Origin of the sequence: Desulfocapsa sulfexigens DSM 10523 (genome assembly GCF_000341395.1) — a bacterium.
GTDB classification, from domain to species: domain Bacteria; phylum Desulfobacterota; class Desulfobulbia; order Desulfobulbales; family Desulfocapsaceae; genus Desulfocapsa; species Desulfocapsa sulfexigens.
The window spans coordinates 2773169-2799000 of the sequence record NC_020304.1; the positions used below are offsets into that span (position 1 = coordinate 2773169).

The following is a 25832-nucleotide window of genomic DNA, read 5'->3' on the forward strand; positions in this document are numbered from 1 at the left end:
TTTTTATTCTCCGGCGACTGCTTTCATCAGTATTTGAGGGGCATCTCCTGTAGCTTTGTCGAGAAGGTTCAGTGGAATTTCTTGACGCTCTGCTTTTCGTATTTCCTTTGAATCTGGAAAGAATGCTACTGGACGTATCGCCAGTCCTTCTTCGAGGAATATTTTGTCTTCTTCATCGGTTACCAGATTTCCAACAAAGCTGATTCGTGGAATTTTTACATCTTCTGCCAGCTTTTTTACTTTAAGTGCTGTCCTGATGGATGATTTGGACGGTATCACCACAATCAGCAGGTGGTCAATACCTGCAATCGTTCCTCTCCCAAGATGCTCCACTCCCGCCTCCATGTCGAGGAGTACGACCTGATCCTTTGAAAGGAGCAGCTTGGTCAGCATTCTTCGTAAAACGTTGTTCTCCGGGCAGGCACATCCTTTGTCGCCCGTCTGAATTGCACCCAGTACCATCAGTTTCATGCCGTTATGCTGGATCATGAAGTCGACGAGTAGATCATTTACTTCCGGGTTCATATTATACATGGGTGAGCCTTCGGTTTTGCCGGAGCGTTCGACCAGAAGTTGTGTCATGTCTGCAATGGGACGGATCTTCTCGGGATGCTCAACACCAAGGGTTTCAGCCATATGGGGGCTGGGGTCGGCATCAATAACCAGTACGTCCTTACCGGCACGTTTAAACTCATCTGCCAGAAGTGCCATGATGGTGGTCTTTCCAACTCCGCCCTTTCCACTGATTGCAATTTTCATAGTTGTTTTCCTCTGCTACAGTCCGCTTTTTCTTGCAAGCTGATCCAAAATGGTTATATCTTTATGGCAAATGTAGTGCAATTGTTGTTTTGAGTAAACTAAAACAGGAGGATTAATATGGAATATATGAGTAACCAACAAATAACCTTGAGTCAGGCAAAGCAGGAAGCCTCTACGATTTTTCTGGCAAAGGTATTTAACTGGATGGCAATAGGGCTTGGTTTAACAGGTGTGGTCGCCTGGTTTATGGCGTCGAGTGGTTTTGCTGCACAACTCGTAAGCAGTCCTCTTTTTATGATTCTCATTTTTGCTGAGCTTGGGCTTGTTTTTTATCTCTCAGCCCGCATCGAAAAGATTCAGGCTGGAACAGCTACCGGCCTGTTTCTTGGCTACGCCGGACTCAATGGACTGACTCTGTCTATGGTTTTCCTCGCTTATACAAACTCTTCCATTGCTGCGACCTTTTTTATCACAGCAGGAATGTTTGGTGCCATGGCAGTATACGGTCTGGTGACGAAACGTGATCTGTCTGGCATTGGTTCCTTTCTCTTTATGGGACTCATCGGAATTATCATTGCCTCGGTGGTGAATATATTTCTTAAGAGTTCGTCACTCTACTGGGCGATCTCCCTTATAGGAGTCTTTGTCTTTGTCGGTCTCACTGCTTATGATGTTCAGAAGATCAAAAACATGGGTGAGCAGGGTATTATGGAACAGGGTGGAGAGGCCATCCAGAAAGGTGCTATTATGGGTGCCCTTGCTCTCTATCTTGATTTTATCAATCTCTTCCTTATGCTTCTCCGTTTTTTTGGGGGCAGCAGGAATTAGGAAAGTAGAGGTAGCTCACTGAAGAAAAAGCATGTTCTGCCCTGGGTAGGACATGCTTTTCTGTTTTTAAGCATAGGAAACCGATGAATATGGACTGTTCATTTTCTGGAAAAAAGGTAGTCGTCGGAGTAACTGGCTCCATTGCAGCTTTTAAGGTTGCCGGGTGGGTCAGCGCACTCACCAAAGAAGGGGCTGAGGTAAAGGTTGTTATGACCCCTGCAGCCTGTCGTTTTGTCACACCTCTTACCTATGCCGCACTCTCTGGTAATCCGGTTTTGACCGATATGTTTGCTGCCGAAGAGGCTCATGCCATTTCTCATGTTCAACTTGGTCAGGAAGCAGATATTCTTCTTATTGCACCTGCCACTGCCAACACCATCGCCAAGATTGCCCATGGTCTTGCTGACGACCTCCTGTCTACCTCAGTTCTCGCCGCAACCTGTCCTGTCATATTTGCTCCCGCAATGAATAGTCAGATGCTGGCCAATCCGGCAACTCAGCGTAATCTTGAAAGAGTAAAAGGCCTGGGGTATGGAATAATCGAACCGGATAGTGGAAAGATGGCCTGTAAAACCGAAGGCCCCGGTCGTCTTCCTGAATGGTGCGATGCACGGGAACAACTTCTTGCTGCTCTGACGAAGCAGGATCTGTTAGGAAAGAAAATTCTGGTTACAGCGGGTCCCACCCGTGAAGCTCTTGACCCTGCCAGGTTCCTCAGTAATCGATCCTCAGGGAAAATGGGATATGCCTTGGCGCGTGCTGCCAAAAGGCGTGGCGCTGAAGTCCTTCTGGTGAGTGGTCCAACCGCATTGGCAACACCTTTTGGAGTGAAACGCATTGATATTCAGACTGCTGCAGAGATGAATGCTGTTGTGATGGAAGCCTGTGGCCGCCAGTCAGTTATTATCAAATCCGCTGCAGTCAGTGATTTCTGTCCGGAAAGGATTGAATCCGAAAAGGTCAAAAAAGATACGGCTCAATTTGTTTTGCCACTCAAACAGACACCCGATATTTTAGCGCAGCTGGGGCAGAGAAAAGAGAAGGAACATTTTCTTCTGGTGGGGTTTGCAGCTGAAAGTCGCGACCATCGTGCCGCTGGAGAGAAAAAACTCAGTCAAAAAAATCTCGATCTGATTGCAATTAACGATATTAGTGGCGAGGATACTGGTTTTGAAACAGATACTAATCAGGTCACTTTGTTAGACAAGAATGGCTTTACAGATCTCCCTTTAACCAGTAAAGAAGCGACCGCCAATCTGATTCTTGACAGAGTTGCCACTCTGTTAATTGATACGAACAACTAAACTCTTTTCAAAAGAAATCTTAAAAACACAACAAATGACTCCGCGAGAACGTTCCATCCTGACAGTGACTTGTTATGGTCATTTTATAAGTCATTTCAATATGCTTGTTTTCCCAGCTGTGCTTTTGCCACTTACTGCCAGGCTTGGTATGGAAATGGGTCCGACACTGGCGCTCTCTTTCTGGATGTATCTCCTGTTCGGGATAACGGCTTTACCATGGGGACTGCTGGGTGATCGCCTGGGCTCACGACCTCTGCTTCTTTTGTTTTATTTCGGGGCTGGTCTCTGTGGTCTACTGGCGGCTATGAATACTACCAATCCTTTTATGTTCAGCCTCTGTCTTGCTGGTATAGGTCTCTTTTCCGGTATTTATCATCCCGTAGGGCTTGGCTGGATAGCCAGGGAGTTTAAGAATACCAGTCAGGGAATGGCATATAACGGTATGTTCGGGAATCTTGGTCTTGCAACAGCTCCAATACTCGCTGGGTCCGTGAACTACTTCTGGGGAGTGGAAGCTGTCTATGGGGTTTTGGGAGTTGTCAATGCAAGCGGGCTGATCCTTCTCTATTTTGTTCGCAATGGTCATTCGACAAAACAGGAAAGGAGGGAAAAAAAGCCACAGACTCAGGGAAATCTTAAACCTTTTCTGGTTCTCTTGGTGGCTATGATGCTTGGCGGTGTGGTCTATCGTGCCACTACCGTAACCCTGCCAGCCTATTTTGAGATGCAGAATCAAAGTCTGTATCAGAGCTTTCTGTCAGTTTTCGGTCAACTGGGATCACCAAATGTTTTTGCTACTCTGGTGACATCTTTTATTTATCTGGTCGGTATGGCAGGACAGTACTATGGAGGCCGGGTCGGACAGTCGGTTGATCTTGGCAAAGGATACCTGATCTTTCACCTTATTACCATTCCCACAGTTATTGCCATGGCTGTAACCTCTAATATGCCACTTATCATCTTTGCCATGGTCCATTCCTTTTTCCTGTTGGGAATGCAACCATTAGAAAACACCCTGGTGGCGAGGTTGAGTCCACCACAGTTTCATAGTTCGGCCTATGGGCTGAAGTTTATTCTTACCTTTGGGGTAGGGGCACTCAGTGTCAGTATGGTGAGTATCATTAAGGAAAGTTTCGGCTTAAGTAGCGTTTATTTTGCCCTTGCACTTGTCTCTACGACGCTGGTCTCTGCTATTCTTTTGCTGAATCACTACCGGAAATCACTGAACAGCGTCGCAGGCTGAAAAAGCAGGACACTAACCGATTCATTGTATCGCTATTTGAGTTTCGCCCAGGAATCACGGAGGCTCACGGTTCTGTTAAATATCAGTTTTTCGGGTGTTGAATCTTTCACATCCACACAAAAATAGCCCTGCCTTTCGAACTGGAAACATTTGCCGGGGGCTGCATTGGCAAGTGACGGTTCCACAAAACAGTTGTGTAAAGAACTTAAGGATTCTGGATTTAAATGCTCTTTGAAATCCACATTCCTGTCGGCATCTGGATTGTCAACGCTGAAGAGCCTGTCATAGAGGCGAACTTCACATTGTACAGCCTCATTGGCAGAGACCCAGTGAATGGTACCTTTGACCTTGCGTCCATCGGGGGCATTGCCACCATAGGTTTCGGGGTCGTAGCTACAGTGAAGTTCCAGTATTTCCCCGGTCGTTTCGTCCTTCACCACCGATTCACAGGTAATAAAATAGGCGTAACGCAGTCGAACCTCACGGCCGATATCGAGGCGGAAAAATTTCTTTGGCGCATTTTCCATAAAATCAGTGCGTTCAATGTAGATTTCACGGGAGAAGGGCAACATCCTACTTCCCATCTCAGGGTTCTGTGGGTGGTTTTGCCCTTCAACCTCTTCAACTTGGTCTTCGGGATAGTTGGTTATTATCACCTTCAATGGATCGAGTACCCCCAGTACCCGCGGCGCGATTGTATTGAGATCATTGCGGATCGCATTTTCCAGCACACCCATATCGATCCAGCTGTCTCTCTTGCCAACCCCTATCTCGGCACAGAATTCACGGATCGAGGCCGGGGTATACCCACGGCGTCTGAGACCTGAGACGGTGAGCATTCGAGGGTCATCCCAGCCGCTTACGTGACCTTCTTTGACGAGCTGCATCAGCTTACGTTTTGACATCACGGTATAGCTGAGATTCAAACGGGCAAATTCTATCTGCTGCGGATGGCTTGGAGTTTCAAGAATATCTAATACCCAGTCATAGAGAGGGCGATGGTCTGCGAATTCAAGGGTACAAAGGGAATGGGTGATATGTTCCAGGGCATCAGAAAGACAATGGGTGAAATCATACATGGGGTAAATACACCAGGTGTCACCGGTTCTATGGTGACTGACATTCATGATTCGGTAAATGATCGGATCGCGCATGTTGAGATTGGGAGAGGCCATGTCAATTTTTGCGCGGAGAACATGACTGCCTTCTGCGAATTTTCCATCCCTCATTCCCTGGAACAGTTCAAGGTTCTCTGCAACTGTTCGGTTACGATATGGGCTGTTTTTGCCTGGTTCTGTGAGGGTTCCACGATAGTCCCGCATCTCTTCGGCGGAGAGGCAACATACATAAGCCTTTTCTTTTTTGATCAGCGCAACAGCGAAGTCGTACAGCTGTTCGAAGTAATCGGAGGCGTAAAAAAGATTGTCTCCCCAGTCAAATCCAAGCCATTGCACATCATGGATGATGGATTCAACATATGCCAGCTCTTCTTTGCTGGGATTCGTGTCATCAAAACGTAGATGACAACGACCACCGAACTCTGCAGCAATGCCAAAATTTAAACAGATAGATTTTGCATGACCGATATGGAGAAATCCGTTTGGCTCCGGTGGGAAGCGGGTTATAGGAACACTGTGTTTCCCACTCTTCAGATCTTCTGTGACTATCTGTCTGATAAAATCAAGGGGTTTTTCACTGCTTTCTTTTACTGTATCCATAAATGTGTCTCTAATTATTTTGACTCGTATAGTTTTGCCACATCTCTCAAGCGTTTGACTACACGTTCCTGACCAATGGTAACCAGAATGTCAAACATTGAAGGGCCTGCAAGCTGACCAGTAACAACCGTGCGCATACCGTTTATGATAATTCCCGGTTTGATATCCAGTTCCGTTGCAAAATCCCTGGCTGTTTCTTCGGTGGTTTCAAGGTTGAAGTCATCGAGTGCTTCATAGCGGGCAGCAAGCATGGGCAACCATCGCTTCAATTCTTCATATTTAAGAACGTTTTTCTTCAGTGGTTTTTCTTCAACGGGAAATTCGTCTGAGAAATAGGCCCTGCCAAGGTCAGCAAAATCTGTCAGGAGGTGGAACCTGTCCCTGATCAGATCAAGGGTCTCTGTGAACCATACTTTTTTCTCCGATTCGTAGGCATCATCCCACAGGCCTTCTTTTTCAAGGAACGGCTTGACCATCACGGCTATTTCTTCAATGGGCAGGGTGCGTAGATAGTGCTCATTGATGGCGATGGCCTTGGGATCGGTGATAAATTTACTGTCTCCCTTGCGATAATTGAAAATGGAGTTGGATTTGTTGATGCGCTCAAGGGTGAAGGCCTCTATCATCTCTTCCCTTGAAAAAATCTCGGTGTCATTGCCGGATGACCAGCCCAGCAGGACCAGAAAGTTTGATAATGCCCATGGAATAAAACCATGTTTTTCATAAAACTGTACAGCGACGATTTCACCATGACTGCGTTTGGAAATCTTGGCTTTTTTCAGGTCCAGAGTTAGCGGCATATGGGCAAAAACGGGAATTGGGGCGTCAAGCGCCTCATATAACAGCACCTGGCGCAAAGTGTTGGTCATATGGTCCTGGCCACGGATAATATGAGTAATTCTATCCCGGATATCATCCACCACGTTACAGAGAAGATACAGCGGCTTGCCGGTTGAACGCACGATAACAAAGTCTTCAATTTCACTGTATTTTGCTTTTATTTCTCCGAGAACCTTGTCTTCGTAGCTCAGTATACCGTCGCGTTTGGGAACCTTGAACCGTACAACAAAGGGGAGTCCGGCTGCCTCTTTTGCAGCTACCTCTTCACTTTTCAGGTTCCTGCAGGTTCCATCGTAACCATAGGCAGATTTGTTTGCCTGTGCCGTCTGACGCTTGTTTTCCAGTTCCTCTTTCGTGCAGAAACATTTGTAAGCCTTGCCCTCATCGAGCATTCTTTTGGCAGAAGCCACATGGTCAGCATCAAAATCAGTCTGGAAATAGGGGCCTTCATCCCAGTTAATTCCAAGCCACTCCAGTCCATCAATAATACCCTGAATAGATTCCTTGGTTGAGCGGTCAGCATCGGTGTCTTCAATACGTAGAATAAGTTTTCCGCCAGTTTTTTTTGCATAGAGCCAATTGTAAAGTGCGGTTCTTGCACCTCCTATGTGGAGGTATCCTGTCGGGCTGGGGGGAAAACGTAAGCGTGTTTCAGTCATGGAAAAACCTTATCATTATTTATTTTTTATTGGTGTGAATTTGTTTTTATTGATCGGGATAAACGTAATATGCCTGATGTATATCGTTTTCAAACACTTTGTTCAATAGCTATTGATTCTGAAATGGAGATTTACCGATGGTGGTTGTGGCTGAAGCTGAGATGTTTTTGGTTGTTCTCTTGGTTCGAACTCGTTATAGTTCGCCTTTTTTAGCAACTTTAACCAACAGGTCTGTTGCTGCCTAAAAGTGAGTATAAATTGTCATATGTGGATCGTATATTCAAAGAGAATTTCAGGGTAGAAAGAAGGAGTGAAGATGAAAGTATTAATTAGTGACAGCATGTCTCCGTTGGGAGAGAAAATCCTGACCGATGCAGGGCTTGAAGTAGATGTGAAAACCGGACTTACACCGGATGAGTTGAAAGAGGTTATTGGTGAGTATGATGGACTCGTTGTTAGAAGTGCTACCAAGGCTACTGCAGAAATAATCGATGCTGCTGAAAATCTGAAAGTTATTGGTCGCGCCGGCATAGGACTCGATAATGTGGACATTCCTGCAGCAAGCCAGAAGGGCATTGTGGTAATGAATGCACCCGATGGTAATGCTACCACCGCGGCCGAACATGCTATCGGTATGATGATGTCCCTGTCGCGTAATATTCCTCAGGCTACTGCTTCCATGAAGGAAGGGAAGTGGGAGAAAAAGAGCTTTATGGGACGTGAGCTCACTGGAAAAACACTGGGTATCTTTGGCATTGGCCGTATTGGTGCCATTGCAGCCAATCGTGCCCAGGGGCTCAAAATGAAGGTGATTGCATATGATCCTCATATGCCCAAAGAGATGGTGGATAAACTTGGAGTAGAACTGGTCAGTGTTGAAGAGCTTGCTAAACGTGCTGATTATATCACTGTTCATGTACCACTTACTAAGGAAACTGCCAATGCTCTTTCCACCGAGTTTTTCACCAACATGAAAAAAGACGCCATGTTCATTGATTGTGCCCGTGGTGGAGTGTGTGATGAAGAGGCGTTGTATAAGGCGCTGGTAGATGGTGAGATTGCAGGGGCTGCCCTTGATGTATTTGCTCAGGAACCAACTACTAAGGAAAACTGCCCCTTGCTTGGTTTGAAAAATTTTATCTGCACGCCACATCTTGGGGCATCGACTACAGAGGCCCAGGAAAATGTTGCCACAGCTATTGCTGCACAGGTGGCAGAGTATCTGACCAAGGGAGTGGTTGTCAATGCGGTCAATGTTCCATCCGTTAGTGACGACGTTCTGGCCCAGGTCGGCCCTTATATTAATCTGGGTGAAATGCTCGGTTCTCTTCATATGCAAATCGCAAAGGGTGGAGTCGAGGAAGTATCGATTGAATATTCGGGAGAGCTTGCAGAACTCAATACCAGCCCCGTTACCGTTGCTTTTCTGAAAGGTCTGTTTACTCCGATCCTCAAAGATGCAGTGAACTATGTGAATGCTCCTGTGATTGCCAGAGATCGCGGTATACGTGTGATTGAGTCCAGAAGCGACAGTTCAAGTGACTTTGTCAATGTGCTTCGTATTAAAGTTGTAACCAATGAGGGAGAGAATGTACTTGTCGGCACCGTTTTTGGAAAAAACGAGCCTCGCCTGGTACGTTTGAATACCTTCCGCCTTGAAGCCCAGGCTGCAGGGCCAATGCTTTTGGTTTATAATAACGACGTTCCAGGTGTCATTGGTGCGCTCGGCACAATACTTGGCAAAAATGGTGTTAATATTTCGCGGATGACAGTGGGACGCGAAGATGCTTCGAGTCAAAACATTATTCTCTGCAGTACCGATTCTGTTATTTCAAAGGAATTGTTGGAAGAAGTGAAGCAGCTGGATAATATTGATGATGCTCTGGCTCTGGAACTTGTCTAACTGATTTCACTATGTAGTGAGTTGCCGAAAGTTGAAAAATCCGGGGTGCGAGCCCCGGTTTTTTCCTGTGTAATGTATTTCTTTTACAAGAGGATTTTATGACTTCTGAATTTGAGCAGGGCTGTCCCTGCGGTGACGGAAAAGTACCAAATCAGGAAGGGAAATGTGTTATGCCTGAGGTTACTTTCATGGCCCTTGTCATGTCTTTGAATTCTTCGGCCCTGTTTCATCTTGGAGAAATTGCAAATCCCGAAACCGGAGAAAAGCTGGTTGATTTCTCCCTTGCACGTCATGCCATAGATACTCTGATGTTGCTGCAGGAGAAGACCAGAGGGAACCTGGATGCTGATGAAACGGAAATGTTGAAAAATATTCTCTACGATGTGAAAATTCGTTTTGTTCAGGTAGTAAAAGATAAGAAAATGGCAGCATAACTTTTACGATCTGTTTGAAAATGAAAGGATTCACTGAAACAGTCGTCATTAAGCCTCCTGCAAAAGTTAACCTGAGTCTGCACATCATTGGGAAGCGCTCGGATGGATACCATGATCTGGATTCTGTGATGCAGAAAATCGATCTTACTGACACTTTGACTCTTTCTCGTTGTGATGAGCCGGGAGTGCAGCTTTACTGCCCTGGATCCGATGTTCCTGAGGATGAGTCTAATCTGGTATGGAAGGCAGCACTCCTTTTTTTGAAAGAAGCAGGACTTGAAGATTCGTGTGGAGTCTCGATTGTCCTTGAAAAGAATATTCCCATCGCTGCCGGCCTTGGCGGAGGGAGCAGCGATGCCGGCTGTCTGCTCACTGCTATGAATCGATTGCTGCAGGCAGGGTTTAGCCAGGAGGTGTTACTTCGACTGGCGAAATCATTGGGTGCTGATGTTCCGTTCTTTGTTGTGCCTCATTCAGCAGTGCGGGCCACGGGAATTGGAGATAGAATGAAAGAACAGGAATCGCTTAGAGACTGTTCACTCCTTCTGGTAAATCCCGGTTTTTCTGTCTCCACAGCCTGGGTTTATGAAAATTATACATTGACAAGGATGGATAAAGATTCTAGATTGTCTGATCCTCGTGAAAAAGGTAGCAGGAGTGGATTTGTGTATCCATTGCACAACGATCTGGAAGCTGTAACGATTAAGCGATATCCGGAAATTGAGACTATCAAACGCTTTATGCTTGATAATGGGGCTTCATCTGCTCTGATGTCGGGGAGCGGCCCGACTGTTTTCGGCGTTTTCCCAGATTTGATCGACGCGGAAAATGATCGTTTGCATAAATGTGCAGCAGAATTTAAAAGAAAATATGGGAAGGGTGTTTTTGTTACTCGACCTGTTATAAATGGGGTGTAGCCAAGCGGTTAAGGCACCAGGTTTTGATCCTGGCATGCGGAGGTTCGAATCCTCCCACCCCAGCCATATTGTCCGAGCAGTTTTCTCAGACAATTATGTATTGTACTGATACCGGCTTACTTACCGTTTATCGCCGGTGTTAGAGTTAAAAACGGAAAAAATTTCAAACAATCGTACCGAGACCAAGAATTATGCCAAATATTATCAAAGTCTTTTCTGGAAATGCTAATCCTGTAATGGCCCGGGAGATTACTGATTTTCTGAATATACCACTTTCTGAAGCGGAGGTGAAACAGTTCAGCGATGGTGAGATTTTCGTAGAAATAAAAGAAAATGTTCGTGGTGCGGATGTTTTTGTCGTTCAGCCAACCTGTACTCCGGTGAACGATAATCTTATGGAACTGGTAATTATGGTTGATGCCTTAAGGCGGGCATCAGCAAGAAGAATTACAGCTGTTGTTCCCTATTACGGGTATGCCAGGCAGGATCGAAAAGTAGCTCCAAGGGTTCCGATTTCAGCAAAAGTTGTTGCCGAAATGTTTATGGCAGTTGGAGTTCGCAGGGTTTTAAGTATGGATCTTCATGCTGGACAGATTCAGGGGTTTTTCAATATTCCTGTCGATCATCTCTATGCAGCTCCAGTCATTCTGGAATACATAAAGGATAAATTTTCCGACGTGGTTATGGTGTCCCCCGACGCTGGTGGTGTAGAACGAACCCGTGCCTTTGCCAAGCGTCTCAATGCCGGGCTTGCTATTATAGATAAGAGACGAGATCGTCCCAATGAATGTGAGGCAATGCATGTTATTGGTGATGTGAAAGGAAAAACAGCCATTTTATTGGATGATATGGTGGATACTGCCGGAACGCTTTGTAACGGAGCTGCCACATTAATGAAGCATGGTGCAAAAGAAGTACATGCCTGCTGCTCACACCCTGTGCTATCAGGGCCTGCAGTTGAGCGATTAACAAACTCAGTAATCAGTTCCCTGGTTGTAACCAATTCGATTCCTTTGCGTGGTGATGCTTTGCAATGTGAAAAGATTAAGGTACTGTCTGTGTCCAAGCTTCTCGCAGATGCCATTGACTGTATCCATACTGAAGGATCCATTAGTTCGTTATTTGTCTGACCGATTATATAATTTGAATATTTTGAGATAAATCCTGGCTATCGTACTGAAACGATTGAGTCAGGGCCAAGGAGGAACATATGCTTCAAGTAGAGATGTCTGCTTCAAAGAGAGACGATTTTGGTAAATGTGCCATGCGCCGCTTGCGTAAAAGCGGCAACACCCCTGCTGTACTTTACGGAAACAATAAGGAAGCTTCAGCGTTACAGTTTGAGACTACTTCTTTTTTGAAAGGCTTGTTTAAGATCAGTCGTAAAAATGCAGTGGTAAATCTCACTGTCAATGGTAGTGATACCCGTCATGCCATGGTGAGGGATCTCCAGACCGATCCTGTGAATGATAGCCTTATTCATGTGGATTTTCTCGAAATTGATCTTGCTGTTCCAAGGCGCTTTACTGTGCCAATCACATTTGTAGGAAAAGCCAAAGGACTTGAGTTCGGTGGTGATCTTGTGGTTCACAGTTCCTCTGTTCAGGTAACTGGACTTCCACTGGATATTCCAGACACAATCAATGTTGGTATGACCAATCTTGGCATTGGTGAATCCATTAAATTTTCAGATATTGAAATTCCAGAAAATTTAAAAATGGTAACTAAGGCTTCTACTGTTTGCGTGGAAATTGTTGCAACTGCGAAATCTGCAGAGGCCGCTGCTGCAGCTGCTAAGAAACCTGCAAAAGGAAAGGCTGCAAAAAAATAAATAGTGTAAATAAGTCATTCAAGGCAACACCTGAATGACGAGGGTTCTCTCATTGTTCTTGAAGATGGAGGCCTGGAGATTGTTTTGTCTGTATCCGGAAAGGACCTCTAGTGAGGGACTTTCCGGTTTTTTTTGTGGGGAATCAACAGATTACCAATGGTGTACCATGTACAACTGGTTCGCATCTTTTTTAGGGAAATTTGGACATTTAAGAGAAACAGTGGCGGAAGAAACATATCTGATAGTTGGTTTAGGAAATCCAGGTGCGAAATATGAAAGCACCAGGCATAACGTTGGATTCCGTATTGTTGAGGCCATTGCCCGAAGTGAGGGTGGTTCATTAGATTTGTACAAGTGGGATTCTCATTTTTGTCAAATGTCGCTTTGGGGTGCTCGGATATTTTTTGTCGAGCCACAGACATTTATGAACCTTTCCGGTAAATCAATTTCCCGTTTTGTCGAGTATTTTAAAATAAGTGCTGACCATATTCTTGTCGTTCATGATGATATTGATATGCATCCTGGGCGTGTCAAGCTTGTGTCAGGGGGTGGGCCAGGCGGTCATAACGGAATTCGTTCACTAATTCAGTGTCTTGGGACCAGGGACTTCTTTCGACTCAAATATGGCGTTGGGAGGCCAGGGCGTGATGGCGTTCACCCTGACATGCCGGTTGAACGGTTTGTTCTTGCTTCTTTTAATCACGATGAGGAAATGTTATTGGCGGAAAGAATGACTTCTCTTGCTGATGGTGTTCGTGAATTTGTGACTACGGGAAGCCAGCAGGCCATGAATGTTCTTAATGTGATCAAGTGACGCCTCGGCTTTCCCTAACTAACGGTTTTTTGAAGCGTATTTCTTGAAAATGTGGTATGCTTGGTTATTGTTATTGTTCTTTTCGGATCTGCTTTACGGTCTTAAGACAGCAATACTGTCTCAGGCAGGTAATTGGAATATCCAACGAAAATGTTTATATCAGGCATTCTCAGTTCCTGTAAATGCATGCCAAACCCCGATGTTATCCTAGGAGGTTGCTTTGTTTATACAAGGTGATATGGCCGTTTATCCGGCTCATGGTGTAGGTATTATCGAAGCTATTGAAAGTCAGACAATTGCGGGTGTCGACCAGGATTTTTATGTCATGAAGATACTAGACAATGATATGAAAATTATGATACCGACTGCCAGTAGTGACAATGTCGGGCTTCGCGCTATAATCAGTAAAAAAGAGGTCGAAGCAGTCCTTCACATTCTGCGTGATCGTGATGCAGAGATAGGGTCTCAAACATGGAATCGACGTTATAGGGATTACATGGAAAAGATCAAGACCGGTTCTATCCACGAAGTTGCTGCAGTCCTTAGGGATCTCTATCTGCTCAGTGTTGATAAAGATCTTTCCTATGGGGAACGAAAGATGATGGATACAGCAAAAAGTCTACTGGTCACTGAAATCTCCCTTGCCCGTAAAGTTGATGAATCCAAAATTGAAACGTTGATTGATGATATGTTCAATTAACTTCATTGCCTCAGTCCTCTTTGCTTATAAAGTGATCTTCTTCTCCATGGCATTTCGTCATGACTTTTCAGACCATAGATAATTCCCGGCCTGCTGGTTCTGCTGGTGCGATTGATTTACAGGTTTCAGCAGAATTTGCAGGGTATAGATTCGACCATTTTCTGGTGCAGTTGATCCCTGAGGCTTCAAGGAACAATCTGAATCAGGCAATTCGTCTGGGATTGCTTCTTGTTGACGGAAAGAACAAAAAAAGCAGTTACAAGTTGAAGGTCGGAGAACAGATCAGTGGCTCTCTCTTTGAGGCCGAGCCTTTGACGCTTGCCCCCCAAAATATTCCCTTTGACCTCCTGTATGAAGATGATTCTCTTCTCATTGTTTCAAAACCACCAGGCATTGTCGTTCATCCCGCAGTTGGCAATCCTGATGGTACTCTTGTCAACGGTTTACTTTATCATTGTCAGGAAATTGCTGATGTCGGGGATACAATTCGCCCTGGTATAGTACATCGTCTCGACAAAGACACTTCCGGTATCATGGTGGTAGCTAAAACTGCTCAGTGTCATAGGCTGCTCGGTGAGGCTTTTAAAGAACGAACTGTTGAAAAAAAGTATCTTGCCCTGGTTTTTGGTGTTCTGTCGCAACGCTCAGGGCGTATAGTTGCCCCGATCGCCAGACATCCTCTGCAGCGCCAGAAGATGGCAGTGTGTGAAGAAGGTAGAGGTCGTTATGCAGCGAGTAGTTGGCGGGTTCTTGAAGAATATTCCGAAGGTTGCAGTCTTGTTCAGGTTCTTATTGAAACTGGGCGAACCCATCAGATACGTGTTCATATGGCTTCACTTGGACATCCGGTGGCTGGGGATAGTCTGTATGGGCGTGCCAGAAATACCCGGCAATATCCCCGGCAAATGCTTCATGCTCATAGCTTAAGTCTTGTTCACCCCATAAGCGGAGTACCACTTTCATTTACAGCGCCACTGTGGCCTGATTTTCTCGAGATTGTTGAGCAACTTCGCGGCCATGCCCATGAGATTCTCGGTATGATCTCTTGAATATCGCGGTAAGTGGTGGCATGGGATCAGGGAAAAGCTTTGTTGCCAGCACTCTAGCGGAGTTACTTGGTGCAAATATCGTCAGTGCAGATATTCTTTGTCGTGAATTGCTTCAGCTTGGTAATCCTGGGTATTTGCGGTTGCGGGAATGTCTTGGAGATACCTATTTTTCAATCGACGGCGAGATAGACAGAGCTGCTTTACGCAAATCTATTTTTTCAGATAGTGGGTTGCGTGCAGATGTTGATAAAATCCTGCATCCTCTGGTCCGTCAGAAGCTCCTTGACTGTGCAGCAGGTGCCACGAGGCAGAACGTTGACCTGGTGGTCGAAGTTCCTTTGCTTTTTGAAAAAGGGTGGCAGGAGGATTTTGACTGTACCCTTGTTGTCTATGCTGATGTCGATATTTGTGTGTCACGAATTGTGGCAAGAGACCATGTGTCAAGAGAGGATGCCCTGAAGAGTATTTCGACTCAAATGCCACAGTCTGAAAAATGTAAACTCGGTGACTGGGTGGTTGATAACTCAGGTTCCTTTGAGGAAACTCGTGTAGCGTTGCGAAGGATAGTTGGTGAAATATCAGACTCTCCCTGTCTTTCTCGGGTAAAATCGGAATAAGGATGGAAAAGTCTTGACAGCTATTTCCTGAAACCTTACTATACCGTCAATCAAACGATAATCCTCCCAGAGATTCTGATCCAAAAGAGAATACAGTAAATCATAGATAAAAACATTTCAGTTCACATAACTGATCTACAACCAAAAGAGATTGTGCAATTCACACCCGTACAATCACGACTATTTAATCATTTCTTTATAATCCTGACTACTATTATCACATTATTTGCCACCTGATAGAATGGGAATATATGGGCGATGGCTTCTTTGTCGTCTTGGGATTACCCAAATAATTGTGTTTGTAATTCGATAATAAAGTATTGATCAAAACTTTTAACTCGAATTGTTATCTTTATTGTGGCCTGTCTGGGAACACAATGAAACCGTACCATGCTGACTGCCTTGCCAAACAGCCCCAATATTGGAGAACTGAATTAATGAATCTGGCTGACTTAAAACTGAAGAAAATTGTTGATCTTGTTAAGCTTGGGCGTAAGCTCAAGGTTGAAGGGGTGAATACGCTGCGTAAGCAGGAACTTATTTTTGCCATCCTTCAGGCTCAGGCGGAAAAAGATGGAAATATGCGGGGGAATGGTGTTTTGGAAATTCTTCCCGATGGTTTTGGGTTTCTTCGGGCACCGGATTATAATTATCTTCCCGGTCCGGATGATATCTATGTCTCTCCTTCTCAGATACGTCGCCTGGGGCTTCGTACCGGTGATACGATAGAAGGACTTGTAAGAGCTCCCAAGGATGGTGAACGGTATTTTGCGCTTTTGAAAGTTGAGGCCATTAATTTTGATTCTCCTGAGGCCTCAAAGAAAAAGACATTATTTGCTAACCTGACACCACTCCATCCTGAAGAAAAGTTTAGCCTAGAGTCAGAAGCTGATAACTATTCCATGCGTCTTATGGATATGATGTGTCCCATTGGTAAGGGGCAGCGTGGTTTGATTGTTGCCCCCCCTCGAACAGGAAAAACGGTTCTTATTCAAAAACTTGCCAATGCCATCGCCAAGAATCATAAAGAGGTGTATCTTATTGTCCTCCTGATTGATGAGCGGCCTGAAGAAGTTACGGAAATGAAGAGAACAGTTCAGACCGCGGAAGTTGTCAGTTCCACTTTCGATGAGCCCCCTCAGCGACATATTCAGGTTGCTGAAATGGTGATTGAAAAGGCAAAAAGACTGGTAGAGCATAAGAAAGATGTTGTTATTTTACTCGATAGTATTACTCGTCTGGCCAGAGCCTATAATACCGTTACACCCTCCAGTGGTAAAATCCTCTCAGGTGGTGTTGAAGCCAACGCCCTGCATCGTCCGAAACGTTTTTTTGGTGCTGCCAGAAATATTGAAGAGGGAGGCAGTTTAACCATTATAGCCTCAGCTCTTATTGATACAGGTAGTCGTATGGATGAGGTTATCTTCGAAGAGTTCAAGGGAACTGGTAATATGGAAGTTGTCCTTGATAGAAAGATGTCAGACCGACGAGTGTATCCCGCCATTGATGTGAAAAAATCCGGAACCCGAAAGGAAGATCTGCTTCTCGAGCCTGTTCTTTTAAATCGTGTCTGGATATTGAGGAAGCTGCTGGCTTCCATGAATCCTGCCAGTGGAATGGAGTTTATTATTGATAAATTGAAGCAGCATGAGACAAACGCGGAATTTATTGATTCCATGAACAGCTGATTGTAACCGCTGTTTCTTTTTTTATTGTACTAATAGATGTTTTTGGTTGAAATTCTTATCTGGTTTTATTATTCTTTTACTCTTTTGAGATAAAAAACAAACGTGTGCCGAAAGGTCACTCCTCTTTTTAAGGAACATTAATTATGAAAAGCGACATACATCCTGAATACCACAAAGTTACTGCCGTTTGTGGTTGTGGCAATACGGTTGAGCTGGGTTCTGTAAATGAAGAGATGGTTGTGGAAATCTGTTCTGCCTGCCATCCATTTTTCACTGGAAAGCAAAAACTGATTGATACCGCCGGACGGATTGAGAAATTCAAGAAACGCTACGCCAAGCATTACGAAACAAAGAAATAGAGACAACAGTTTGCTAGCTAGTGCTTTCGATTGTTTGTGTTGCATAGCCTGCTGGCTGGAGCATCACAATCATACTCACGCTTAACAAGCACTTCTAACACTCACATTCCATTTCTGTTTTATGTTGATCCACAGTCTGTATAGCAGGTTGTGGATTTTCTGTTTTTATTCAAATGTATTATTCCCAGGTATTCTTTCATGATAGATAAACTTACTGACCTTGACGAAAAAATATCTCACCTCGAAGGAAGGCTTTCGGATCCGTCACTGATTTCTGACCAGAAAGCATACCAGAGAGTTGCGCAGGAACATTCTCATCTGACCAAACTCCAATCCTTATATGGCAAGCTCGACTTGGTTCTTGCTGATATAGCTGACAATCGAGAGCTTATTCAAGAGGGAGATGAAGATCCTGAATTACTCGAGCTTGCACGCGAAGAGATGGAAGAGCTTCTCGAAAAGGAAAAAAGCCTTGAGCAGGCAATCCTCATTTTGCTTTTACCAAAAGATCCAAATGATGAACGCAACACCTTTCTAGAGATTCGTGCAGGGACCGGTGGGGATGAAGCCGCACTTTTTGTCGGCGATCTCTTTCGTATGTATTCCCGTTACGCTGAATCCATGGGATGGAAGGTTGAGATTATGAGTTCTAGTCCTCTCGGGATAGGCGGCTTTAAGGAAATAATTGCGCTTATCAGTGGAGATGCTGTTTTTTCAAGACTCAAGTATGAGAGTGGGGTGCATCGTGTTCAGCGTGTCCCCGAAACAGAAACCCAGGGGCGTATTCATACCTCGGCTGTCACCGTTGCAATCCTGCCCGAAGCTGATGAGGTGGAACTCAATATTAATCCAAGCGAATTGAAATTTGATGTTTACCGTGCTTCAGGTCCCGGTGGCCAGTCTGTTAATACCACTGATTCCGCTGTTCGTATTACTCATTTGCCCACAGGACTAGTGGTAACCTGTCAGGATGAGAAGTCGCAGCATAAGAACAAGGCCAAAGCTCTTACCGTTCTTCGGGCACGTCTTCTTGATAAGATGGAACAGGAGCACCATGATAAAATATCCGAATCAAGGCGGAGCCAGGTTGGAACAGGTGACCGAAGTGAACGTATTCGAACCTACAATTTCCCGCAGGGGAGAATGACCGACCATCGAATCAATCTGACCCTCTATAAACTTGATTCCATTATCGCCGGTAAGCTGGACGATGTTCTTAGGCCACTTATCACACATGATCAGGAAGAAAAACTGAAATTGATTCAATAGGCCGCGTTCACTATCCGGTATCTCCGGGATTTTGGCCGTACAAGTGAAATATCAGGCTTAAGGGCGATTTGTGCAGATTCGTGAAATTCTTAAGAGTGCCTCTGCAGCACTTGTCAGATCTGGGGTTGATACTCCTGAGCTTGATTCTGCTTTGCTCCTTGGCCATTGTCTCGGAAAATCTCGTACAGAGTTATATCTGATGGCTTCAGAAGAGCTTGACTCTGAAATAGAAAGAAAATTCCTCAAACTGCTGCAGCGTCGCCAACAAAGAGAACCTCTTGCCTATATTCTTTGCGTTCAGGAATTCTGGTCTCTCGATTTTCATGTTACCCCCGATGTCTTGATTCCCCGTCCGGAGACGGAATTGCTAGTTGAGCGCGGTATTGCTCTCTGGAAGGATGGGGGGCAATCCAGAGGCGCTATTCTTGATCTTTGTACCGGGAGTGGCATCATCGCAGTTGTCCTCGCTAAAGAGCTGGATCGACCTGTGATTGCAGTTGATGTTTCCATGAGAGCTCTTCAGGTGGCCAGGAAAAATGCCGAACTCCACGGAGTTTCCCATCTTGTTTCCTTTGTCCAGAGTGATCTTCTCACCGCTTTTTCTTCCAGACCTTATTTTTCTCTTGTTCTCTCAAATCCACCATATGTGAGTATTCAGGATTTGCAGGATGGCCTGCAGGCCGAAGTCGACCAATATGAACCACATCTTGCCCTGGATGGCGGCGATCGTGGACTTGAGATTATTAGGCGTATTCAACAGCAACTTATCCCGCAACTTCTACCAGGGGCAAATTTACTGATGGAAATAGGTGCAGATCAGGGAACTGACTTGTTATCTATATTTTCACCAGAATCAGCAGGATCGGAAATTTTTGAGGAAGTTCGGGTAGAGAAGGATTACAGTAATCATGATCGAATCTTTCATGGGAAAGTGAAAACCAGCTAACAGACAACTGTTATAAAACTGCTATACAACTGTTCAGGTGATTTGGAGATGGAAAAATTAGTTATTGAAGGTGGTAACCTTCTGCACGGTGAAGTGAGGATCAGCGGAGCCAAGAATGCAGCCCTGCCGCTGATAGCCGCAAGTCTATTGGCACCCGGTATCCATGTCCTCCATAATGTCCCTGATCTTCGAGACACCAGGACCATTCTTCGTCTTCTTGAATCTCTTGGCCTGAGCTGGGAGCGTGAAGGTTCAACTCTCAGGATAGACGGTAGCGGTTTGCGTTACTCCGAAGCCTCCTATGAACTTGTTAAAACCATGAGAGCGTCCGTTCTTGTACTTGGACCTCTGCTGGCAAGGCTTGGGCGAGCGAAGGTGTCACTTCCAGGAGGCTGTGCCATAGGGGCACGCCCTATTAATTTTCATCTTATGGGCTTTGAACAGCTCGGGGTCACCTGTGATCTTGCTCATGGCTATGTCGATGCTCATATTGAAGGAAGAATGCAGGGGGGAACAGTTTACTTTGATATCCCTTCGGTTACCGGTACCGAAAATCTGCTTATGGCTGCAGCGCTTGCAAAGGGGACCACGGTTATAAAAAATGCCGCACGGGAACCTGAGATAGGTAACCTTGTTAATATGCTAAATGCCATGGGAGCTGATATTGAAGGGCGTGACAGTGAACGGTTGACAATCCACGGTGTAGAAAATCTCACAGCAGCAGAAAGTACTATCATTCCCGATAGAATCGAGGCTGGAACCTATGCCATAGCAATAGCTGCAGCTGGTGGAGATGCTGTCATTAGCAACTGCAATCCTGGTCATTTGCCATCCCTCGTAGAAAAGCTGCGAAGCGCAGGTGTAGAAGTGGAGGTCGGTGATGATTTTCTTCACGTAGCATCCGACAGAGCACGTACTATTCGGCCGGTCAATATCACCACCATGCCATATCCCGGATATCCCACTGATCTTCAGGCACAATTCATGGCTCTTATGGCTGGCTGCAAAGGTCTGAGTGTGATCCATGAAACCATTTTTGAAAACAGATTTATGCATGTTGCCGAGTTGAAACGTATGGGAGCCGACATCCAGATTGATGGTAGGGTCGCCATGGTTAAAGGCCTGGGAGACGTTCCATTGACTGGAGCGCAGGTTATGGCCACGGATCTCCGAGCCAGTTCGTCACTGGTCATCGCCGGCCTTGCGGCTGAAGGCCGGACAGAAATATCGAGAATTTACCACCTCGAACGCGGCTATGAGGATCTTGTCGGTAAGCTCACGGCCGTTGGGGCCAGGGTTTGGAAGGAAGATGAATGATTGATTGCAGCAGTTGAAGGACTACGGAAGCGGAAAGTTGACTGTGAACTTTGCTCCGCCTAGAGAAGATTTGCCAACCTCTATGCTTCCATTATGTTCTGTCATCATCTGTTTAACGATCGCAAGTCCCAGGCCAGTGCCATCAACTCGTCTGGTATAGAAAGGTTCGAATATTTTTTCCTCTTTACCGGGGGTGATACCAGGCCCATTGTCTTCCACTGTTATCTGAATAGTATCAGCTCCGTCTTCTCCCTTAATTTCCACGGCCTTTATTCGTATTTTTTCATCTCCAAGAGGTGTGAACGCCAAGGCGTTCTGAAGGAGATGATTCAGGATTGTGAAAAGCTGATACTGGTCGGCCCAGATATCGACGACGCTATCGATATCAATGTCCAGCACGCATTTCTCGGGCCAGGAAGCTGCCATTCTCGCAACCTCAAGGACTTCATTGAGGCAGCGTTTCAACGAGAACCAATCGTTTTCGGCATTCTCAGGACGTGCAAATTTAAGAAAATCGGAGACCGTATTTGAAAGACGATTCGATTCTCTCAGGATAATAGTGATTAACTCTGTATTTGTTTCCTGTTGCGAGGATTGCATCTGGCTCAACTCATTAGCAAGTACCTGGGCGGATCCGGAAATGGCAGTGAGTGGATTCCTGAAATCATGGGCAATTCCGGCACTCATTCTTCCTATGGCAGCAAGCTTTTCAGCCTGTTGCATCTGTTTTTCCAATCGTTCCACTTCACTGATGTCCTGAATGGTGATAACCCTGCAATTTGCACAGAAATCATCAGTGTCTTTGTAATTTTTAGCCGGCTGATTGTACTGCAATTTAGCATACGAGTAGCCGATTCGGGTAGGCTCGCCGTCTTTTCTTTGTAATTCAGCAGAATGCCGTGAGCCCTGATCTGTAAAACTGACATTGGGGAAGATGCTATGGAAATCCTCGTCGAGTAACTCATCAACAGAATAACCGGTAATCTGGGCAGCGGCATTATTAACTGAGGTGATTCTATTCCGGTCATCTGTTGTAACAATACCTGTGCTGATATCATCAAATATCTGTTTGTACAAAAGACTGAGCCTGCCAAAATCACGGACGGAATCAGATAGGGCATCCTCTGTTCTACGCAGGCGTCCGGCGAAAAGACTGCTCAGGATAGCTGCTAGAAAGAATGTCAGTCCGTAAACGGCAAAAAGATTTAGCGTTGCCAGTATATCTCGTGCATTGTCGTATAAGGGAACTCTGAGGAAATCCGGAAAGATTTTATAGTATTCCAGTATCAGTACAACGGCGAATTGCAGAGTTGTCGCCCCTGCAGCGATGAGTCCTCCGAGGCGGGGTAGTATCAGGCCACCGGCTATAATCGGAAAGAAAAAAATTGGTGAGAATATCGATTGTGAGGCACCGGTGTAATAGACCAGAGACGAAATAAAAAAGGTGTCGAGGAGGATCTGTTCAAGACCAAACCGTCTTGGATCACGATTTGCCTTAAGGAGAAACAGACCGGATCCTATGGATGTTGCGTAAACAAGAATGATAAAGAAAAACAAATGGGCTGGGGGAAGGACAATTACATTAAATTGTCCAGACTGCAGGTATGCACTTATCCCAAGGATAAGGGTGTAGAGGACAACTCGAAGAAAAAGCATCCAGAGCAACTGGTTTATAAGTAACCTGTGGATCGTTTTTCTATGTGAAACAGGTTTTCCTTCAGGTGGTAATAAGGTCATTTGCCGATTACTCTATATCATACTTTTTGACTTTGTAGCGGAGCGACCTGAAACTGATGCGAAGAAGCTCAGCTGCCCGCATTTTTGAATTACCGCTTTTTTCGAGGGCAGCCATGAGAAATCTTTTTTCAGTTTCAGCCATTACCTCTTCAAGGCCTCGGCTGAAAAGTTCTTCCTCATCAGATACCACCTGGAAGGGGGATGGTGCCTGGTTGTTGTCCTCACTTTCTAAAAATCGAAAAGTGGAAAGAGTCAAGCTTTCCGGAAGGATAATGTTTGATGTTTCGAGTGCCACACCACGTTCAATGATATTTTCAAGTTCCCGGACATTGCCAGGGAAATCATATTTCATTAAAACTTCCATCGCGTAGGATGACATTTCCTGGACCTCTTTATCAAACAACTTTGAGTATTTCTTCAGAAAAAAATCAACGAGAAGCGGAACATCTCCTTTTCGTTCGCGAAGGGGAGGGACTCTGAGCGGGACAACAGCTAGTCTGTAGAAAAGGTCCTCTCTGAAGCGTCCGGCCATAATCTCTTCTTCGAGAATTCTGTTGGTTGCTGCAATGATCCGGACATTGACATTCTGGATCTCAACACTACCAACCGGTTTGACTTGACGCTCCTGTAAAACCCGCAATAACTTTGTCTGAATGATCGGCGTGAGTTCCCCTATCTCATCTAGAAATGCTGTTCCATTGTTGGCAAGCTGAAACAAGCCTTTTTTGTCGCCGATGGCACCGGTGAAGGATCCCTTCACATGACCAAAGAGCTCACTTTCCATCAGCTCTTCCGGAATGGCACTGCAAGTAATGGGAACAAATGCGTGTTCTGCGACCTTTGAATGGCGATGAATTGCCTGGGCGACAAGTTCTTTGCCTGTGCCAGATTCGCCATAGATAAGAACATTTGCAGGGGTAATGGCAATACGCTGGATCATTTCAAAAATCTTGACCATTTCGCGACTTTCACCAATTATTTCAGGAAACGCTGCAGAAATGGATTTTGCCTCGGCGCTCCGTTTCCCCTTGGAAGTAGCGGAACAGATAACGGATTTGATTTCATCAACATTAAAGGGTTTGCTGATATAATCAAAGGCCCCGTTCTTCATGGCAAAGACGGCATCATCCGGTGAGGCAAATGCTGTTATCATAACAACGGGAAGTGTTGGGTATTTCTCTTTGACAGCATTCAGGAGTTCAAGGCCACTCATGCCGTCCATGCGGATGTCGGTGATAACCAGGTCGAATGTCTTTTCTTCGAAATATTCCAGTGCCTGGCGACCACCGGGCGCGGTTTCAACCTCATAACCCTCTTTCTTAAGAAGGATTTTAAGGAAGTCACGCATGCTGCGTTCATCATCAACGACGAGGATCGAGGTCATGGTTTCGTTTGTGGAGGGTGAAAAAGCTTTACTTGTTTTCTGTTGTGATAGATTCAATCTACTGCATTCATCAGAACTTATCCAATCCTTAAATTTTTGAAAATTCAAAATCCCTGATGAGCGCCTCTTTGTCTGTCCTGTTGAGACGTTTGATTGCGTACTCTCGGGAGGAGGCTAAGGATCGTGAGTCCTGTTGTTCAATATAGACAAGATAAACGGGTCTACGGCCACGAGTGTACTTTGCACCTTTGGTGGAATGATTGTGTTCCAGGAGTCGTTGATCCGGATTGGTTGTTATTCCGGTATAGAGTGAGTTGTCTTTGCATCGAAGAATATATACAAACCAGGGAAAAGAATTTTCAGGCACCTGTTACTCCATTCAAAAAGAGGACTCTCATTTATTTCACCCATATCTTCGGTCATCATGTTCCAGCCATAGCAGTTAGGGCAATCAGGATTACCATGAAAAAATACATGGTAAGCACACATCGTCATCCTCTATATACAACCGTATCAGAACCTGAGCAATGGGGGAAATTTTGTCCAGTTCCTTGTGCATTGTCTCGCTCTTCTCTTGTCAGAAAGTGGGATTTGCTGTATTAAGAGCAGGGAAAAGCTATGATTTCAAGGAGAGTATAATGAGTGAAAAGAGTGTTTCAGAAGAGACAAAGGCGATTGGAAGTGAACAGTCATTTGAGTCACAGGCTTTGACCGATCATCTGCGTGAACTCCGTTCCTGCCTTATCAAATCACTCCTTGTGATTATTCTCGGTTTTGTCGCCTCCTATGCATTTATAAAACCTATCGGGACGTGGTTCTTCAAGCCTCTGATAGAGGTGCTTCCCGACAACAGTTCGCTGATTTTTACTTCGTATCAGGAAGGGTTTTTTTTTATCTAAAGCTCGCGCTTGTCTGTGGTCTGCTCCTCGCCAGTCCTGTGATTTTCTATCAAATATGGCGGTTTGTCGCTCCTGGTCTTTATAAACATGAAAAACGGGTAATTGTTCCCTTTACATTTCTGTCCAGCGTCTGTTTTATTGGCGGCGCTGCTTTTGGCTATCTTGTCGTTTTCCCGCCAGCCTTTAAGTTTCTGGTTGGCTATTCCAATGAATATCTTACCTCGATGCCTGCGGTAAGTGAATATTTTTCACTTGCCCTACGCCTGCTAATTGCCTTTGGTGTCATTTTTGAGATGCCCATACTGATGGTGTTTCTTGCCAAGATGGGAATTGTGACGGTGCCCTTTCTCAACAAAAATCGTAAATATGCAATTCTCATTAACTTTATCATTGCTGCCATCCTCACCCCCACCCCTGATGTTGTGAATCAGATGATGATGGGGATACCTCTGCTGATACTCTATGAAATCAGTGTGGTTGCTGTATACTTTTTTGGAAAGCAGACATTTATGGGGTTTCGTGAGTATGAGAGGGAAGCAACCGACACGGAGTTACTGGAAGACAAAGAATAACATTTCTGTCACTTCTGGATTTTCCACCCCTGATACGGTATAAGG

General features: G+C 45.2%; 23 protein-coding genes, 1 tRNA gene and 1 pseudogene. 19 read left to right on the top strand and 6 right to left on the bottom strand.

Going from position 1 to position 25832, the window contains the following annotated elements; genetic code table 11:
• Positions 1–3 precede the first annotated feature (3 nt).
• On the bottom strand, positions 4–759 hold the full coding sequence (locus tag UWK_RS12320; RefSeq protein ID WP_015404708.1) for an ATP-binding protein: 756 nt from the start codon (positions 757–759) through the stop codon (positions 4–6).
• 117 nt (positions 760–876) lie between these two features.
• Here UWK_RS12320 and UWK_RS12325 point away from each other — a divergent pair, with 117 nt between their 5' ends.
• The 3 genes from UWK_RS12325 (at position 877) to UWK_RS12335 (ending at position 4134) form a co-directional block, all read left to right on the top strand.
• Positions 877–1587, top strand: a complete 711-nt coding sequence (locus tag UWK_RS12325; RefSeq protein ID WP_015404709.1) for a Bax inhibitor-1/YccA family protein — start codon at positions 877–879, stop codon at positions 1585–1587.
• An 89-nt stretch (positions 1588–1676) separates the two neighbouring features.
• A complete protein-coding gene (coaBC, locus tag UWK_RS12330) occupies positions 1677–2891 on the top strand; it encodes a bifunctional phosphopantothenoylcysteine decarboxylase/phosphopantothenate--cysteine ligase CoaBC (RefSeq protein WP_041916957.1) in 1215 nt (404 codons plus the stop codon).
• 34 nt (positions 2892–2925) lie between these two features.
• On the top strand, positions 2926–4134 hold the full coding sequence (locus UWK_RS12335; RefSeq protein WP_015404711.1) for an MFS transporter: 1209 nt from the start codon (positions 2926–2928) through the stop codon (positions 4132–4134).
• A 32-nt stretch (positions 4135–4166) separates the two neighbouring features.
• Here UWK_RS12335 and UWK_RS12340 read toward each other — a convergent pair whose 3' ends face one another.
• Both UWK_RS12340 and gltX read right to left on the bottom strand, forming a co-directional pair.
• Positions 4167–5852 (bottom strand): glutamine--tRNA ligase/YqeY domain fusion protein, encoded by a 1686-nt coding sequence (locus tag UWK_RS12340; protein ID WP_015404712.1) that lies wholly within the window; start codon positions 5850–5852, stop codon positions 4167–4169.
• Positions 5853–5866: 14 nt separating this feature from the next.
• On the bottom strand, positions 5867–7351 hold the full coding sequence (gene gltX, locus UWK_RS12345) for a glutamate--tRNA ligase (RefSeq protein WP_015404713.1): 1485 nt from the start codon (positions 7349–7351) through the stop codon (positions 5867–5869).
• 316 nt (positions 7352–7667) lie between these two features.
• Between gltX and serA the strand changes: the two genes are divergently transcribed.
• From serA to murA, 15 genes are all read left to right on the top strand, one after another.
• Positions 7668–9254, top strand: coding sequence for a phosphoglycerate dehydrogenase (gene serA, locus UWK_RS12350; protein WP_015404715.1), 1587 nt, complete (start codon positions 7668–7670; stop codon positions 9252–9254).
• Between the two features lie 98 nt (positions 9255–9352).
• Positions 9353–9688 carry a DUF1844 domain-containing protein gene (locus tag UWK_RS12355; RefSeq protein WP_015404716.1) on the top strand — a complete coding sequence of 112 codons (336 nt, stop codon included), beginning with the start codon at positions 9353–9355 and terminating at the stop codon, positions 9686–9688.
• Between the two features lie 20 nt (positions 9689–9708).
• On the top strand, positions 9709–10605 hold the full coding sequence (gene ispE / locus UWK_RS19075; RefSeq protein ID WP_015404717.1) for a 4-(cytidine 5'-diphospho)-2-C-methyl-D-erythritol kinase: 897 nt from the start codon (positions 9709–9711) through the stop codon (positions 10603–10605).
• A tRNA-Gln gene (locus UWK_RS12360) sits at positions 10596–10671 on the top strand. The genes ispE and UWK_RS12360 overlap by 10 nt, the downstream gene beginning before the upstream one ends.
• Before the next feature lie 125 nt (positions 10672–10796).
• A complete protein-coding gene (locus UWK_RS12365) occupies positions 10797–11735 on the top strand; it encodes a ribose-phosphate diphosphokinase (RefSeq protein WP_015404718.1) in 939 nt (312 codons plus the stop codon).
• 80 nt (positions 11736–11815) lie between these two features.
• Positions 11816–12436 carry a 50S ribosomal protein L25 gene (locus tag UWK_RS12370; RefSeq protein ID WP_015404719.1) on the top strand — a complete coding sequence of 207 codons (621 nt, stop codon included), beginning with the start codon at positions 11816–11818 and terminating at the stop codon, positions 12434–12436.
• A gap of 220 nt (positions 12437–12656) precedes the next feature.
• Entirely contained in the window at positions 12657–13250 is a 594-nt protein-coding gene (pth, locus tag UWK_RS12375; RefSeq protein WP_167320747.1) for an aminoacyl-tRNA hydrolase, read from the top strand.
• A 220-nt stretch (positions 13251–13470) separates the two neighbouring features.
• Positions 13471–13950, top strand: a complete 480-nt coding sequence (locus UWK_RS12380) for a CarD family transcriptional regulator (protein WP_015404721.1) — start codon at positions 13471–13473, stop codon at positions 13948–13950.
• A 59-nt stretch (positions 13951–14009) separates the two neighbouring features.
• On the top strand, positions 14010–14999 hold the full coding sequence (locus UWK_RS12385; RefSeq protein ID WP_015404722.1) for an RluA family pseudouridine synthase: 990 nt from the start codon (positions 14010–14012) through the stop codon (positions 14997–14999).
• Positions 14996–15616 (top strand): dephospho-CoA kinase, encoded by a 621-nt coding sequence (gene coaE / locus UWK_RS12390; protein WP_167320748.1) that lies wholly within the window; start codon positions 14996–14998, stop codon positions 15614–15616. The genes UWK_RS12385 and coaE overlap by 4 nt, the downstream gene beginning before the upstream one ends.
• A gap of 437 nt (positions 15617–16053) precedes the next feature.
• Positions 16054–17304 (top strand): transcription termination factor Rho, encoded by a 1251-nt coding sequence (gene rho, locus UWK_RS12395; protein ID WP_015404724.1) that lies wholly within the window; start codon positions 16054–16056, stop codon positions 17302–17304.
• A gap of 143 nt (positions 17305–17447) precedes the next feature.
• The gene (gene rpmE, locus UWK_RS12400; RefSeq protein WP_015404725.1) at positions 17448–17663 is read left to right on the top strand and encodes a 50S ribosomal protein L31; all 216 of its coding nucleotides are present in this window, start codon (positions 17448–17450) and stop codon (positions 17661–17663) included.
• Between the two features lie 198 nt (positions 17664–17861).
• Positions 17862–18932, top strand: a complete 1071-nt coding sequence (prfA, locus tag UWK_RS12405) for a peptide chain release factor 1 (protein WP_015404726.1) — start codon at positions 17862–17864, stop codon at positions 18930–18932.
• A 70-nt stretch (positions 18933–19002) separates the two neighbouring features.
• Positions 19003–19878 carry a peptide chain release factor N(5)-glutamine methyltransferase gene (gene prmC / locus UWK_RS12410; protein WP_015404727.1) on the top strand — a complete coding sequence of 292 codons (876 nt, stop codon included), beginning with the start codon at positions 19003–19005 and terminating at the stop codon, positions 19876–19878.
• Positions 19879–19926: 48 nt separating this feature from the next.
• The gene (murA, locus tag UWK_RS12415) at positions 19927–21195 is read left to right on the top strand and encodes a UDP-N-acetylglucosamine 1-carboxyvinyltransferase (protein WP_015404728.1); all 1269 of its coding nucleotides are present in this window, start codon (positions 19927–19929) and stop codon (positions 21193–21195) included.
• Positions 21196–21216: 21 nt separating this feature from the next.
• Here the strand turns inward: murA and UWK_RS12420 are convergent, their stop codons facing one another.
• From UWK_RS12420 to UWK_RS12430, 3 genes are all read right to left on the bottom strand, one after another.
• Positions 21217–22932 carry an ATP-binding protein gene (locus UWK_RS12420; protein ID WP_015404729.1) on the bottom strand — a complete coding sequence of 572 codons (1716 nt, stop codon included), beginning with the start codon at positions 22930–22932 and terminating at the stop codon, positions 21217–21219.
• A gap of 7 nt (positions 22933–22939) precedes the next feature.
• Positions 22940–24316 carry a sigma-54-dependent transcriptional regulator gene (locus UWK_RS12425; protein WP_015404730.1) on the bottom strand — a complete coding sequence of 459 codons (1377 nt, stop codon included), beginning with the start codon at positions 24314–24316 and terminating at the stop codon, positions 22940–22942.
• Between the two features lie 88 nt (positions 24317–24404).
• Positions 24405–24683 (bottom strand): GIY-YIG nuclease family protein, encoded by a 279-nt coding sequence (locus UWK_RS12430; RefSeq protein ID WP_015404731.1) that lies wholly within the window; start codon positions 24681–24683, stop codon positions 24405–24407.
• Positions 24684–24954: 271 nt separating this feature from the next.
• On the opposite strand from UWK_RS12430, the pseudogene tatC reads away from it, so the two are divergent.
• Positions 24955–25787, top strand: a pseudogene (tatC, locus tag UWK_RS12440) (twin-arginine translocase subunit TatC).
• Positions 25788–25832: the final 45 nt, after the last annotated feature.